Here is a 14,366-nt window from a genome sequence, read left to right as displayed (position 1 = left end):
ATTTTATTGTGCATCAACGTCGTTGCGCTTCGCCCGACCAGATTTGCATTCGGGCGAACGGATTACGCGAAAGTTCGTCCAACGTGGTAAACCGTTGTGCGGCATCCACCATCAGCTGTTGAAGCAACGTGAGCGCTTCATCATGGCGGTTTTCTGCGCGTAAAACCGTTATGCCCAATGAACCCGGCGCAGGCAAAAGATCAGTACCGATTGCTAAATTGGCCGGCAAACCGGCACGAGTACGCACTGTGATGCCTAAGCCCGCCTGTACAGCAGCCCATATTCCGCTCAGACTGTGGCTGGTAAAAACGATACGCCACGGAATACCCGCCCGATCAAGGCAGGAAGTGGCTCGCGAACGCATAACGCAGGGTGATTCAAATGCCACCAGCGGTAAAGGTTTGCCCCTTTTGAGCCACCCGGCAACATCTGCATCGGGATGGTGGATCCATTCGAGCGGACATTGCCCAATCAGCATGTTGTCATTTGTGAGTTCAGGCGGCTGCCAAATAAGTGCCATATCCAGACTTTTAGCGGTGAACGCATTGATTAGCATTTGATTTCTGTCGATTCGCGCCGTGATTTTCACGCCTGAATGCTGGCGACTGAAATGGCCCAATACACCAGGCATCACCGATTCACCAAAATCCTCCTGCATGCCAATGCGAATTTCGCCCTGCAGCAATTCACCTTTGACCGCACGAAGCGCTTCATCATTGAGCGTTAAAAGGCGGCGTGCATAGCCCAACAGTATTTCCCCGCTGGCGGTTAATTCGAGATGGCGACCTTTCTTTATTGTTAATGCGGTTCCGCATTGTTGCTCTAGCTTCTTTAATTGCGCGCTGACTGCTGAAGTTGAACGGCACAAGCGTTGAGCGGCAAGTGCAAAACTTCCTGCGTCGATGCCCGCAACAAAACTGCGCAGCGCCTCGGTATCAAGGCTGGAGGGAACTTTTTCCACAATTGTCCTTATAAGCGGGATCGTATGTGCTGATTAATTTGATATTCAGGATTATAGCCTTTCTCCACACTGGTTCCATCAATCATAAGGAGAAGAAAGAATGGCAATTTCATTAACCCGCGAAACGCTGGCGCAGGCGGCACCGAAACTCGCTGAACTGACTCAACACATACTGTTTGAGGATATCTGGACGCGCCCTGAACTTTCACCCCGTGAGCGTAGCTTGATTACCCTGGCGGCGCTGACCGTGCAGGGCCGAGATAAGCAGCTGAGTTGGCATATCGACTTTGCACGTCAAAACGGGTTATCAGAAGAAGAGATAACCGAGGTGTTTACCCATCTGGCTTTTTATGCGGGCTGGCCCGCAGCGGTTTCTGCCTTAAACACTTTTATGGAGAAAAGCTAATGCCATTTACCCGTATTACCGTGCGTGAAGGCATGAGTGAAGCCACTTTACAGCAGATATCAGACATTCTTCACCGCGCATTAACGCAGGAATTTTCGGTACCCGAGAAGGATCGATTTCAGGTGATTGAAGTGTTGGCGGCGCAACGGCGAATCTACGATGCGCATTATCTCAGCGGAACGCGAAATGATGATTTTATTCTTTTTCACATCGTCGCGGGTAAACCGCGCACCCGCGAACAAAAGCAGCGTTTTTATGCATTCCTCAGCGAGCAGCTGAAAGTCAGCCTTAAGATTCATCCTGACAACGTGATGGTGATTATCCAGTTTAATCGCGCCGAAGAGTGGAGTTTCAGCGGTGGAATAATGTATTGCCCGGAGGCGTTATGATCATCATGCACTATTGCTTCAGCTTACCCGCTGATTATGACATGACAATCATTGAGCAACGTATTGCGCTAAATGGCGCTCGGCTAATGGGCTTTCGAGGGCTTATTTTCAAAGCCTATTTGTTTGCGCGAAAACAAGACGCTGAGTTAGCCGTCTCTGAAAATCGTTACGCACCGCTTTACCTCTGGCAAGATGCCGAATCGATGCATCGCTTTATACAAAGTCCCGGATTTGCTGCGTTGGCCCGCGATTTTGGTTGGCCAAAGATTGAGACCTGGACAGCGCTGGAGGCACCGAAAGATCTCGCACTCATCAGCGCTTCGTCATTCGTCGCGATAAGCAAACAGGCTGTGCTTCCTCACAGCGATCTTTCGGTCATTAAACCGGCGGGGACAGTTTCAGGCTGGGATGTGAGCCGCTGGCAATTACTGAACGTTGATTTTTCATCCACTGCACCGTTAGCGGGTGAGGACAACTATCGCATCGGTTATGTGGCGGGTGAAAATATTTAAACGCCGCTGTCGCTGCGATAACCGATCCGATACAGCGTCTACGGGTATGGCCCGTTTCTCAGGGGCGAATTACTCATTGAGCAGACGCTGGCAGGTGATGTTGTCCTGTGCCGCGCGGGCTTGGTCTTGCGGAGATAAGGTCTGCCAGATTTTCACCACTTTTTTGCCTAAATCAGCATTGAAATGGATTTTTTGCAGTGCGTAATCTGAATTACTGCCTTCAATCACGCCAGACATATCGCTGAGGAACACTGTTTCATCCTCATGATTAATCGCGCAAAAAACAGAGACGTAATAGGCTTTATCTTCTGCGCTGTAATGCGGCATGAACCACCAGCCAATAAGCGCAATAACCAGCAAAGCGGGAACGATAATTTTTAATTTTGAGACGACCATGTATAACTGCACTCTCTAACGCGCATCCACTTGGAAAGGAGCAGGATGCTTCAAAAAGAGGGCATATCCTGCCACAAGCAACTCTGTTGGATAAGCCTTTTTTCGTTACGTTAGGGCGTCATTTAATTAAGACAACTGCACACTTTCAATCACATCGCTGATTTCCTTGCAGACATCGCCATGCAGTGTTTTGAGTGGTAAAGGTAAGCAGCCGTTTTCGGCAAGACCCAACATAGCCGCAGCGGAAGCCACAACGCGTAAACTGCCGTATTGGCGAAACAGCGCCCAAAGTGGCGCAAGTTTCGCACTTTGCTGCGCGGCTTCATCACCCTTACCTGTTATCGCCAAATGGGCAATTTTCATCGCAACGCGTGGAAAAAGCCCGCCAATAACCGAATACCAGATCTGGCAGCCTGCGCTGAGGCTTGGGGCGGCAAAAACATCACCGCTGATGCCGAGAGAAACATGCGTGGGTAACGCGTTTTTTAAATTCGTAATGCGATTGAGGTAATTTTCACTCTCGGGATAACCGCCCAATAATTTAATGGAAGCCACATTGGGAAGCCGTGCAAGATCGAGCAGGAGAGAGGGGCTGAAATCAAAATGGGTGGTGCCGGGACTTTCATAAATACACAACGGCACTGAAATCTCTCCTGCAACCGTTTCGTACAGGGAAAAGACTTCATCCAGCGTGAGTTTTTGGTAAGAAACAGGCGCTAAAAGCAGCGCAGAAGCCCCCATTTTTTGCGCATTTTCTGCAGCGATTAAAACGTCGCGCGTGCGCAACGCGCCAATGCTGGTCATTACCGGTATCCCGTTAGCCTCCTCAACGGCAAGCCTGAGCAAATGTGCTCGCTCTTTCAGCGTAAGATAGGCATAACTTCCCGTCGATCCTTGCACGCAAATAGAATCAACTTTTGCATCGACTAAACGCGTAATTATTTTAAGGTAAGCGTGCTCATCAATCTTTGATTCATTGAGAGGCGTGAGAGGAAACGCGCTCATACCGGTAAACATAGGTTGCTCCTGATTAGACGATATCGAATCCAATCAACTGTTTATTGATCAGCACACCGGGCATCATCTGTTCCAGTCCATGGATCAATTCATCGCCTGCGCGATGCAGGGCTTCAAGCGGCATGGCAGGCAAACTTTCTAAAATAAACCACATCTGCTGCGCATGTGCATCAAGCCGGGTTCTCACACCCTGACGCCAGTTCCAACGGCGACACGTTACACCTTTATCATCACACCAGATAACTTCACCCGCTTCAGGCGATTCAAATATGATCTCTCCTTCCTTTACGGTATCAAAACGTTCTGTTCCATCAGCTACCTTTAAGCGCGGTTGGCTCGTATAAGCAGTGAAATTTTCGCCGCCGACCGGTAGCGCGTATTTAATGCTGATCGCGTTGTAGAGATCCACAACCGGATCGAGAGCAGGCAGATTCCCATCGCGTGATACGCGTTTACGTAGCGCTTCGGCAGAGCAAGGTGTGCGCTTGGGTTTTGCACCAAACCGTTTAAACGCGTCTGCCCAGGCGGAAAGGTGGGCGTCTGCCCAAGGGAAATCATCGTTATTGGCTGCAAGACAAGCCTGCCGCAGCGCTTTTTCCGCCACCTCGGGATGGATGAGTGGGGCCGCTTGCACCACCACACTAAGCGCCCTAAAACCGGGTGCGATCTCAGAAATAGCCGGGTCGATTGACGGGGAAACGCTAAACATTGGATAATCTCTCAGTGACTAATTTATCTCATAGTAGTGACCAATGACCAAAAAAGTCAATATAACGACCGATGCGGGTTCGGATATGAACAGCGTTAATCAGGCTGTCTCCCTCAGCATCAAGAACTTTCGTAAAGGCCAAAAACTCTCGCTGGATGAGCTGTCGCGCCGTGCAGGCGTCAGCAAAGGTATGTTAGTTGAAATAGAAAAAGGCGCGGCAAATCCCAGTATCGCGATTCTCTGCAAAGTTGCGGCTGCCTTGGGTTTATCAGTGGCAGATCTGGTCAATGTAACGTATGCGCCCAATGCCTATTTAATTGAGAAAGAAGATATTCCAACCTTATGGTCTGGTGAAAAAGGTGGCTCCGCGCAGTTGCTGGCAGGCACAAGCGGGCCCGATATGATTGAGTTGTGGCGCTGGGAAATGTTCCCCGGCGAACGGTTTAGTTCAGCCGGTCATCCACCTGGCACGCTCGAATTGCTGCACGTTAAAGCGGGCATTTTACAGCTTGATTTAGGTGATGATGTGCTGAACATTCAGCATGGATGTTCTGCTGTTGCAAAAACAGACCAACCCCACGCCTATTCAAGTGCGAACCAGCAGCCGGTAACATTTTTTATGACAGTGGCTGAACTGCATAAGTAACGTCATCTCTCCTGCTATTCCTCATTTGAATGTATAGCGCGCTCACTAAGGCGCATTATTCGTTATGTATTTTTAAATATAGCGGTGCATGAAACCCTTTTAGCGTTATATAATAAATTTAATAACGAAATTAGTTACTTACCGTAATTACTTGATCGCTCTTTTTTTATCACCATTTGCATAAATACATAATGAAACCGCTAACTTTTTATACTTTGAGCACGCTCAGCCTGACAATATTCACCGCTCTGCATCATGCGCACGCCGAACAATCCGCTCCCGATGAGACGCTTGTTGTGAGCGCTGCCGCAGACAACACGCATTCCCCGATCAATAAAAAGGCGACATTAGGCAATCTTGGTCAACAAGAGGTACGTAATACGCCTTGGTCGGTTCAAACCGTGGCACCTGCATTAATGAAGCAACAACAGCTCAAAAGTGTCAGCGATCTCTATCGCTATATGCCATCCGTTCAGGGTGACGGCGCACGACCGCAAACACGGGGTATGCAGGGAAGTGTGGTGCAAAATAGTATGATCGATGGGCTGAATGTGGTTTCCACCACTGATTACGCCGCAGAGCAATTTGATCATCTTGAAGTGTTGAATGGGTTGGCCGGATCGCTTTATGGCCCGTCAAATCCTGCGGGATTATTTAATTTTGTTGCGAAACGCGGCACACATTTACCGCAACATTCGGTCACTGTTGGCGCAGGAACCGGCACCAGTCGGCTGCTTTCAGGGGATTTTAGCGGACCGTTGGATGATAACGATCGTCTGCGGTATCGTCTTAATATGCTGGATGATGAAGGCAACGGCTATGTAAGCGGAAGCAAAAAGCGGCGTCAGCTTTTTAGCCTGGCTGTTGACGCTAATCTTTCCGATCAAACCGTCTTAGAAACTAACTTCAGCTATTACCATTTTTATGACAAAGGCTTACCGGGAAAATTTGCTTTGGGTAACGGACTTTCGTTTCCTGCTGCGCCGGATCCAAAGCGCGCCGGTCTTGGGCAATACTATGCTGGCGATAATAATCATACGCTGACTGCCAGCGCACATCTGAAGCATGATTTTGATGGTAACTGGCAGGGCGAAATTGGCGTATTACGTCAAATCGCCGATCGCGAATCTACTGGGGTAACAAACACCTTTACCGATAACGCAGGTCATTACACCACCACAACCTCGTCGGCGACCGCCAGTCGTTTCACCATTAATAGCTATATGGCTAACCTTAATGGCGAAGTTGATACCGGCTGGCTGCACCATCAAATCTCAACAGGATTACGGGGATTCGTCTGGAAGAATATGAATCCCCTGAATGGCGCAACGCAGACGTTGGGAAGTGCTTCACTGGCTAATCCTGCCACCTTTGGCGAACCAGATTATCCCGACTTTACTCAGCGCTATCACTCTGCGACGGCAACGCAGCATGCTTTTTTGCTCAGTGATAACCTCGCTTTTAATCCTCAATGGAGCCTGTTGCTGGCGGGAAGTGAAAGCCTGTTGAGTTCTGCTAACTACGCTAAAACGGGTGCTCGCACCAGCGAGTCATCTGATAACGGATTCAGCGGTTCCGCCAGTGTGATGTTTAAACCTGTCGATCCGCTCACCTTGTATGTTTCTTATGCAGATAGCCTGCAGCAGGGCGATACCGCACCAAGTGGTGCCAACAATGCCGGTAACATTCTTGCGCCTTATCGCAGCAAGCAAATCGAAGCAGGCAGCAAATTGGCGCTGGGTGACGTGCTGTTAACGGCGGCGGTATTCCAAATCAAACGGCCTTTTGCTTATACCGGGCAAGACGGCAATTACGCTCAGGCGGGTGAACAGCGCAACCGCGGCATTGAGCTCATGGCCGATGGCGATGTGACGCAGAATGTTCATCTTTATGGCGGCATGACCTGGCTGGATCCTCGTTTGCTCAGTACTGCCAGCGAGGCGACGCAAAACAAGCAGATTGTCGGGCTGCCAAGGTATGCCGCAAGCGTGTTTGCAGCGTGGGATCTGCCGGTGCTTGTGGGTTCAGATATTCATGGCGGCATTCACTACGTAGGGCGACGCGCTACAGATAACGCGAATGAGAGTTGGGTGGGCAGTTACACCACGCTCGATGCAGGTGCGGCCTACCACACTCAACTCTTTAATACGGCCACCACTTTCCGTTTTGACATCACCAACCTGACCAATCGGCATTACTGGACCAATATTGTCCCGGGCGGTTTAAACGGTTATAGCGGAGCAGGTTACGCAAGTGCCCAGCTTGGAGAACCGCGCATGATGCAGGTTTCAATGCAGTTGGATTTTTGACAGGAAAATTATGTTTCACAAGACGTTGTTAACACTTGGCCTCACGCTATCCATGACGTTAGTAAGCACTAACGTTTTGAGTAAAACATTGAGCGATGATGCTGGAAATAAAGTTGAAGTAATGAAACCGGCCCAACGGATCGCCGATGCCTGGTATGCGCATCATTCACTGTTAATGACATTAGGTGCAGGCGATCGCATTGTCGCGACCGTGAATCATCCCAACGATCGTCCCTGGATGTTTACTGTTCAACCTTCGCTCAACCAGGCTCTTCAGGTGCATGGCAAAGATTTCTCTAGCGAAGCGCTGGTAGCCCGTCAAGTTGATGCGATTTTTGTTCCTGCTAATGATCCCCAGGCGGAGGGGTATCGGCAGGCTGGCATTGCCACGCTGATGATGAATTTCGATGATTTTGCGAGCATGAAGCGTTCTTTACTGACCACTGCTGAAGTGGTGGGCACTCAGCAAGCTATGCAGCGTGCGCAAGATTACAATCGTTATCTGGACCAGCAAATTGCGTTCATTAGTAAAAAGACGGCGGGGCTTAATGCTCATCAACGCCCGCGCGTGCTGCATATCCAATCCTTACATCCGTTAAAAGTGGATGGCCGTGATACGTTGATCGACACCTGGATAACACTCGCGGGTGGACAAAATGTCGCAGAGCAGATTAAAGGAAACATGAAAGAGGTGTCGCCAGAGGAGGTCATTCACTGGGATCCTGATGTGATCATCATTGGTCAGGGCGCAGGAAATTGGGCGAAGTCCGACTACGCATCGCTGTTTGCGAGTTTAAAAGCCGTGAAACAGCATCAGGTCTTGCAAAATCCAGCCGGTGTTTTTCCGTGGGATCGTTATGGCACCGAAGCGGCGCTGCAAATTCAGTGGGCAGCGAAGATACTGCATCCTGAGCTCTTTTCTGGCCTCAATCTTGTTCAAGCCACACAAACTTTCTATCAGCGATTCTATGATTACCCGCTGGATGAAAAAGGCGCCAAAAGGATCCTTGCTGCGCTGCCGCCAGAATAAGAACCGGCGCGGATTTCATTGTGCTAGTGCCGCTGACCGCACTTTGCTGCATGAGGTAATTTATCAGGAACTGTTCCTGGGCGTGATTGAACCAGGATCGCGCAGCCGACATCGCCAGATCATGCAACAGCTGGTGGAGCAGGGCGCATAAGCGATCATTCTGGGATGTACTGAAATCACCTTTTTGGTGGATGCAACCGACGCCAGCGTGCCACTTTTTGATACCACACGTGTTCATGCGCAGGATGCGGTGATTCAGGCTTTGATCTCAGCGGCCAAAAGCCACCCTATCCGGGCGGGCATTTCATTCCTTACTCATCCGTTTGTAACCGCTTCAGCTCTTGATGAGCCGGTGCAGCGCGAGCAACTGTTTTGCGGTTGTGGTCGCCCCCCACATACGATATCCCGCACGTTTTGAAACGGCTCACGTATCGCGCTGCGCTCATCGACGCAGGCAATGCTGCCTGGATCACATATGGAATTTACATGCGTGCCGCCGCAGGCATTCTTAGAGGCGAGGGCGGCAACGTCTTGTACACTTTAGGTGTTCCCTATAAATCGTTGCGTGTGCCCATTTTGAGATGATCAGATGCATTTGAACATCCACATGTTTCAGCGCGAAGCGAACCTGAACGCCAATTGCAGCGCCTGAGATGCTTATCCATGCGCATTATTTTGGAAACACGCTCCACCCTATAGTTTCGGTAAAAACTGTATAAGTTCGAACTGTAATTTACTGCTTTTGGAGTCACGTTAGTCAATGCCTAATAATCCTGACTTAATCCTCGCTGCTCCGCGATGGCCACACGGCGATACCTCATTAATGCATCTGGTGCGTCGCGCAGGGCAACACTCTTCGACGTGCTGGAACCAAAGCGTCGATACCGGCTTGTCAGCCTTGCAGTACGCTATCCTGGTTGTGCTGGCAGAAGAGACAACCTGCGATCAGCAGACGTTGGGACACCGCGCCGGTTTCGGTAAAGCGACCGGGACATATGTGATTGAACGCATGTCTAAAGGCGGGCTATTGAGCGTGGTGATTGATCCTGCTAATCGTCGTCGAAAGCTGGTTACAATGACTGAAGAGGGCAAAATGATGATGGAGCGGATGATCGAGCAGGCAAAAAATGCCGAGAAGTTGATGACCGCAGGGCTGGACGTGCAGGATATTGCTGACTTGAAACGCCTGCTGATTAAGTTAGGCGGGTTACAGGAGCCTGCTGAAAAGCAATAAAGATACCAAGGCCAGGTTAGTAAACGTCAGATTGACGTGGGATGTGTTCATTATTCATTGCAAGTAAGCACGCTATCACCCTCATTTGCCGGGCAGTTGCTCGCTTTTTAGAATGCAAAAAAAAGAGATTTAGAAGGTGCATATTGCTGGCACATTATAAGTCTGACCCTTCTCCAGCTGGAGATATCGATTTCAAACTGCTGCTTAACGCGCGCCTTGGTTAGGGAAAATTTAAGGGGCTTTTCTGTAAAGTCGATTCAGAACCTTTTTCTTAATAACTCGTGTAGTCTGAGGTGCTGATCGGATGAACGTTCATGCACGCCGTTCAAAAATCGATAAGCAGGTGCAGCTAACCAAATAAGGAACACGGATGAAAATTGAGAACCTGCCGTTTGGGACCACAAACTGGAATGAAATTGAAGCTGAGGTGCATCCGGGTGAAAAGGGCAGCGCCTTATGGCGAACCCAACGTTTTAATGATATTCGCGTGCGCATCGTGGAGTATTCGCCGGGTTATCTGGCCGATCACTGGTGTGTAAAAGGTCATATTCTTTTTTGCCTTGAGGGCGAACTACACACTGAACTGGAAGATGGCCGCACGTTTGTATTGACGCCAGGAACCAGTTATCAGGTTGCTGATAATGCTGAGGCGCACCGTTCATCTACGTCTGTTGGTGCCAGGCTGTTTATCGTGGATTAGCCGGTAAGTCGCGTACAGAAAAATTTGAGGGCACGTACAGCGCCTCTTTCACTGCAAGCCTTTACTGACCATGAACACCTGTGGGTTTCGTATCGTGGCGCAAGCCACAGCGCCATTGATCAACAACTGGCGCTGAAAGGCTTACAGCGGCGGGTGCGTTATGTCTCATCACACTTTTCTGCGCTACCGTTAATTCTTACACAGATGCCTGCCTTGGCCACCGTTCCTGATGGATTAGCGGCGGAATGGATACCCTTCGGTTTAGTGGGCAGTGACGTCGCGGTACAAAGCCCAGATATTCCGCTTTCTTTGCTATGGCACAAACGGCGCGACAACGATCCTGCCCTTCAGTGGCTTCTTGCACGACTCAGAGCGTTGATGGTGAATTAATGGCTAAGTGGGAAGCTGTTATTTGACACTTTATTTAGTTTCTAAACTTAGCCGCTACTTAAATAACTTTCTACACATAAACGCACGCGGATGAGAAAAGGGCGTAGAATATTTACACTTCTACAAGTAAGCTGAATGAAATTTAAAATAACTACTAAATCAAATAGTTAAAGAGTAAGAGTATTCTGTAATAGCAAGCACATTGCGCATAAGGTTGTATTCTTTATTATGCTTACAACACATTAGTTGTTTCCTTTTCATCGCAAAAATCTTATCGGGGAATAATGTGCTAATAAAAAAGAAGCGCGTAAGATCGCACACTGAAGATCGCTATTTGGCTTTGGTGCTGGCGACGACGGCGGGAATATTAAATGCAATGGCGCTCGGTGCCTTTGGTTTTTTTCCTTCACACATGACGGGGAACGCTTCACAAATTTCGTCTGAGGTCTCTACTTCAGATCTTCATAGCCTGCTTTTTTTAGCGGTACTGATAACTGCGTTTGTCATTGGTTGTACAACGGCACGCTTCGCTGTGTTTGCTGGGCAGCAGCGAAAAATGCGGACCATTTATTGCCTGATTATTCTTTTTGAAGGAATGGCATTAACTGCTGCCTCGGTTTTTGAAACCGTATTCTACTCGCCGAGTTATAACGGCGAAGTACTGGTGCTATTGGGGTTCTTGATGGGGTGCACAACTCAACCTCAACCCAACTTTCAAATGGCCGTGTACGTTCAACGCACGTTACCGGAACCTTAACCGATGCCGGGATTGCTTTTGGTTCCTATTTGACTTCATTTATTTCGCGAGAAGATGCCAGCAATCGTCGTTTTTATCAGAAGCAATTGCACACGCATTTGACGACGATATTTTCATTTTTGTCAGGTTGTATTGTCGGGCTGCTTTTATTCAAGTCGTTTGGCTTCAATGCCATGATTGTATTGGGTGTTTCTCTGATGATCATTGCTTCCAGCGCTATCGCAATAACGTTGCAAACGGCCGGCAAAAAGTTGTATTGATGTTGTATTGATAAAAAGGCTTTCTGACTATTTCAGAAAGCCTTTTTTGTTGAATGACTCAACGTAGATCAGGATCGCTTGCCAGCTCGAATTTGTTCCATCCAGAGTAATCCACGTTCAGTACCTCAAAATTAATCACTGTTTGCCAAAAAGGCGTCACCCACGCTCAGCTTCCATTGATTGGGTTAATATCAACACGGAGCATATCTTTTTTAATTAATAACGAAATGTAGCTGTCCGGTTTTCCTGCCTCAGCACTCTGGTTGCCGCCAAAGTGTGATCGATAAATATGACTTCACCATGACAGGGTGTAACTGCTCTTTAAACCATCTTTATTGATTGCTGCTAAAATTAATCGGAAATAGAGGAGAAGGAAATATTTTCTGGCGGAGGCGTAGCGTGCAGGGAAGAGAAAATCACAGACCAGAAGAGCCATTTTTAATAGAGAGATATTTAAGGTATTTGTGTAACAGGAGGTAATTGTGGACGATCAGAATGCGTGAATTTCTTTCAATAATGAATCATTCGTAGACAGGTTAGGCGCTGTACTCTCGTGAGAGGCGGCGATATTGATTATGTAAGTAGTCATGAGTATTCAATCAGTTAGCGGAGGGATTTATCTATTCAATAAAAAGTCATCTATTCTGTAAAACAAACAAAGAGTGAGGCAATCCTTTGCCTCTAATAATAAGCGAGATGATTCATGGCTTATTAACTGCGGCGGCTGGTTTGCCCGCCTTTCTTCCCTGCGTCGGACGCTTTTTCACGGTCATTTTTAAAATTGCCGCCGCTATGCTGTCCGCCTTTCTTACCGGCTGAGCTTGCTTTTTCACGGTCGTCTGCAAAGTTACCTGATCCGCCTCTGTGCTGAGTCATATTATGTTCTCCTCAAGAGTTTATATTGCATAACCGTATTAACTCGGTCATGCGCGTCGTACAGACTTAATAATAGACAAGCTTTAAAAGCCTGCAAGCGTAGCGCGAAAATTAATTTAAACTCTGCGTAACGATCGCATTTTTATACAGAGAGTTATTTTCATTGTGTTATTACTTTTTGTTTCTTTAAATGAAATTTTATATATTTCGTGAATGTTATCGTTTATTCCGTTCTACATTATTCAGCGTCTGCCTCACTGTTTTTCTTCAAAACAGTGAGGTGATGGTGTTGGTTGGTGCATATGCAATAAATCATTTTAAATCAACAATGTACACGCTTCAGATTACTTTTCGTGTTCAGCCAAATACTCTTCCCTTAGCAGCCCAAATATCCAGTCATCCTGCCACTTTCCGTCAAGATAATAGTTGCGCCGCAAAGTGCCTTCTTGGAGAAATCCTGCCTTTATTAAGGTTCTTTTTGATGCTTCATTGCCTGCCGTTACGGTGGCAACCAGCTTTCTGAAATCATGCTGCTTGAAAGAAAATTCAATCAGGGCCTGTAGAGATTCAATGCCATAGCCTTTTCCCTGAAACGCGGCGGAAAGGACAAAACCGACTTCAGCAATGCCTTCACCACGATCAATAAAACCTGTTGCGCCAACGGGCAAACCTGACGCTTTTTCATGCATCAACAGGCAAAGCCAATGATCACACCCTTTTTGCCACTCCGCTATTCGGCAATCAAAGGCATGTTTTCTAATCTCATCTTCACTGCGCGGGTCTGAAATATATTTCATCACCGACCTGTCCTGATTCAGCGCTAAAAAGAACGGCCAGTCATCAAGAGTAAGGCGGCGATAGAGCAATCTGTTTGAGCTGATGTCATCAGGGTGCATGCATTTTCCTTATGCCAGATATTTACGTGCTGCGTTAACGCTATCTTAAAGGCAGGTTACTGAAGACAGGCAATATATTTTTCACCTGAGCGCAGCACAATATCCTGTGCACTGTCGTGAATGTCTTGCCCTTCAAATGCTCCATAAAGTTGGTTGAAGTGGATGCCAGAAAGGCGGCGTGTCATTTCACTCACCACCGCTGCGGGCAGCGGAAGCATATTGGGGTAGCTCCACATAAACGAGACGGCATCTGCGCCGGGCGTGACCTGAACAATGTCGCCCGCAAGCAGAATACCATCGCCGCTGTTCCAGTGAAGCACGCAGCCGCCGGCAAAGTGTCCTCCCAGACGTAGGAGTTTTACAGAGGGCATCAGTTCCAGTTCATTGCCTTGCCAAAGACGTATGAAAGCACTGTTACGCATGATCCATTCACTGTCATTGGCGTGGAGGTAGATGGGGGCATTAAACGCCTCTGCCCACTCTTGCATGGTGGTGTAGTAATGAGGATGGGAAATGGCAATGGCGCTGATTCCGCCCAGCGAATCCACCAACGTTTTAGTGGCCTGATCAAGGTTCGCGATGCAATCCCACAACACATTTCCCTCTGGTGCTCTCAGTAAAAAAGCTCGCTGATTAATAGCGAAATTGGGCACAGTTTTAATACTCAATAAATTCTCTGCATGTGACTGCCATTTATTCGAATGACTCTCTTGCAGGGCTGATAACGGTACCCATTTTTGTCCGGTAGCGGGCACATACTGACGCTCATCATCACATATTTTGCAGCGTTCTATTTTCACTGCTTGCTCTTCATAAGATGTACCGCATGTCGCGCATACTTTGATCATTGAGACGCCCTCATCTATTTGCTGAGATTG

16 protein-coding genes and 2 pseudogenes are annotated in these 14,366 nt (G+C 48.2%); 11 read left to right on the top strand and 7 right to left on the bottom strand.

What is annotated here, in order from left to right; genetic code table 11:
* Positions 1-13 precede the first annotated feature (13 nt).
* Positions 14-961 carry a LysR substrate-binding domain-containing protein gene (locus SC127_RS13730; protein WP_332626921.1) on the bottom strand — a complete coding sequence of 316 codons (948 nt, stop codon included), beginning with the start codon at positions 959-961 and terminating at the stop codon, positions 14-16.
* 100 nt (positions 962-1,061) lie between these two features.
* Here SC127_RS13730 and SC127_RS13725 point away from each other — a divergent pair, with 100 nt between their 5' ends.
* From SC127_RS13725 to SC127_RS13715, 3 genes are read left to right on the top strand one after another with little or no spacing between them, the layout of a single operon-like run.
* On the top strand, positions 1,062-1,367 hold the full coding sequence (locus tag SC127_RS13725) for a carboxymuconolactone decarboxylase family protein (protein WP_215848516.1): 306 nt from the start codon (positions 1,062-1,064) through the stop codon (positions 1,365-1,367).
* Complete coding sequence (locus SC127_RS13720; RefSeq protein WP_332626920.1) at positions 1,367-1,756, top strand: tautomerase family protein; 390 nt, start codon at positions 1,367-1,369, stop codon at positions 1,754-1,756. Before SC127_RS13725 ends, SC127_RS13720 begins: the two co-directional genes overlap by 1 nt.
* Positions 1,753-2,268 (top strand): DUF4865 family protein, encoded by a 516-nt coding sequence (locus SC127_RS13715; protein WP_332626919.1) that lies wholly within the window; start codon positions 1,753-1,755, stop codon positions 2,266-2,268. The genes SC127_RS13720 and SC127_RS13715 overlap by 4 nt, the downstream gene beginning before the upstream one ends.
* 69 nt (positions 2,269-2,337) lie before the next feature.
* On the opposite strand, the gene SC127_RS13710 is transcribed toward SC127_RS13715, so the two are convergent.
* The 3 genes from SC127_RS13710 to SC127_RS13700 form a co-directional block, all read right to left on the bottom strand.
* The gene (locus tag SC127_RS13710) at positions 2,338-2,664 is read right to left on the bottom strand and encodes a hypothetical protein (protein WP_243079295.1); all 327 of its coding nucleotides are present in this window, start codon (positions 2,662-2,664) and stop codon (positions 2,338-2,340) included.
* Between the two features lie 126 nt (positions 2,665-2,790).
* Positions 2,791-3,681: a dihydrodipicolinate synthase family protein gene (locus tag SC127_RS13705; RefSeq protein WP_332626918.1), complete on the bottom strand. Its 891-nt coding sequence runs from the start codon at positions 3,679-3,681 to the stop codon at positions 2,791-2,793.
* Between the two features lie 13 nt (positions 3,682-3,694).
* Complete coding sequence (locus SC127_RS13700) at positions 3,695-4,390, bottom strand: B3/B4 domain-containing protein (protein WP_332626917.1); 696 nt, start codon at positions 4,388-4,390, stop codon at positions 3,695-3,697.
* 43 nt (positions 4,391-4,433) lie between these two features.
* Between SC127_RS13700 and SC127_RS13695 the strand changes: the two genes are divergently transcribed.
* From SC127_RS13695 to SC127_RS13660, 8 genes and pseudogenes are all read left to right on the top strand, one after another.
* Entirely contained in the window at positions 4,434-5,036 is a 603-nt protein-coding gene (locus tag SC127_RS13695) for a helix-turn-helix domain-containing protein (protein ID WP_332626916.1), read from the top strand.
* 191 nt (positions 5,037-5,227) lie between these two features.
* Positions 5,228-7,345, top strand: a complete 2,118-nt coding sequence (locus SC127_RS13690) for a TonB-dependent receptor (protein ID WP_243079299.1) — start codon at positions 5,228-5,230, stop codon at positions 7,343-7,345.
* A gap of 10 nt (positions 7,346-7,355) precedes the next feature.
* On the top strand, positions 7,356-8,375 hold the full coding sequence (locus SC127_RS13685) for an ABC transporter substrate-binding protein (protein WP_243079300.1): 1,020 nt from the start codon (positions 7,356-7,358) through the stop codon (positions 8,373-8,375).
* 34 nt (positions 8,376-8,409) lie between these two features.
* A pseudogene (locus SC127_RS13680) lies at positions 8,410-8,640 on the top strand (aspartate/glutamate racemase family protein); the annotation flags it as partial.
* A gap of 495 nt (positions 8,641-9,135) precedes the next feature.
* A complete protein-coding gene (locus SC127_RS13675; RefSeq protein ID WP_243079301.1) occupies positions 9,136-9,609 on the top strand; it encodes a MarR family winged helix-turn-helix transcriptional regulator in 474 nt (157 codons plus the stop codon).
* A gap of 370 nt (positions 9,610-9,979) precedes the next feature.
* Positions 9,980-10,309 (top strand): DHCW motif cupin fold protein, encoded by a 330-nt coding sequence (locus SC127_RS13670; RefSeq protein WP_243079302.1) that lies wholly within the window; start codon positions 9,980-9,982, stop codon positions 10,307-10,309.
* Between the two features lie 24 nt (positions 10,310-10,333).
* The gene (locus SC127_RS13665; protein WP_332626915.1) at positions 10,334-10,699 is read left to right on the top strand and encodes a LysR substrate-binding domain-containing protein; all 366 of its coding nucleotides are present in this window, start codon (positions 10,334-10,336) and stop codon (positions 10,697-10,699) included.
* Between the two features lie 286 nt (positions 10,700-10,985).
* Positions 10,986-11,716, top strand: a pseudogene (locus SC127_RS13660) (YoaK family protein).
* Positions 11,717-12,427: 711 nt separating this feature from the next.
* On the opposite strand, the gene SC127_RS13655 reads toward SC127_RS13660, so the two are convergent.
* From SC127_RS13655 to SC127_RS13645, 3 genes are all read right to left on the bottom strand, one after another.
* Positions 12,428-12,592: a general stress protein gene (locus tag SC127_RS13655; protein ID WP_215848509.1), complete on the bottom strand. Its 165-nt coding sequence runs from the start codon at positions 12,590-12,592 to the stop codon at positions 12,428-12,430.
* Between the two features lie 344 nt (positions 12,593-12,936).
* Positions 12,937-13,488, bottom strand: coding sequence for a GNAT family N-acetyltransferase (locus SC127_RS13650; protein WP_332626914.1), 552 nt, complete (start codon positions 13,486-13,488; stop codon positions 12,937-12,939).
* Between the two features lie 56 nt (positions 13,489-13,544).
* A complete protein-coding gene (locus SC127_RS13645) occupies positions 13,545-14,336 on the bottom strand; it encodes an MBL fold metallo-hydrolase (RefSeq protein WP_332626913.1) in 792 nt (263 codons plus the stop codon).
* Positions 14,337-14,366: the final 30 nt, after the last annotated feature.

The sequence above is a fragment of the Pantoea sp. T14 genome, from assembly GCF_036663535.1.
Taxonomy (GTDB): Bacteria; Pseudomonadota; Gammaproteobacteria; order Enterobacterales; family Enterobacteriaceae; genus Pantoea; species Pantoea phytostimulans.
Note: the sequence above shows the minus strand (reverse complement) of the source record. Positions and strands in the feature narration are given on the sequence as shown.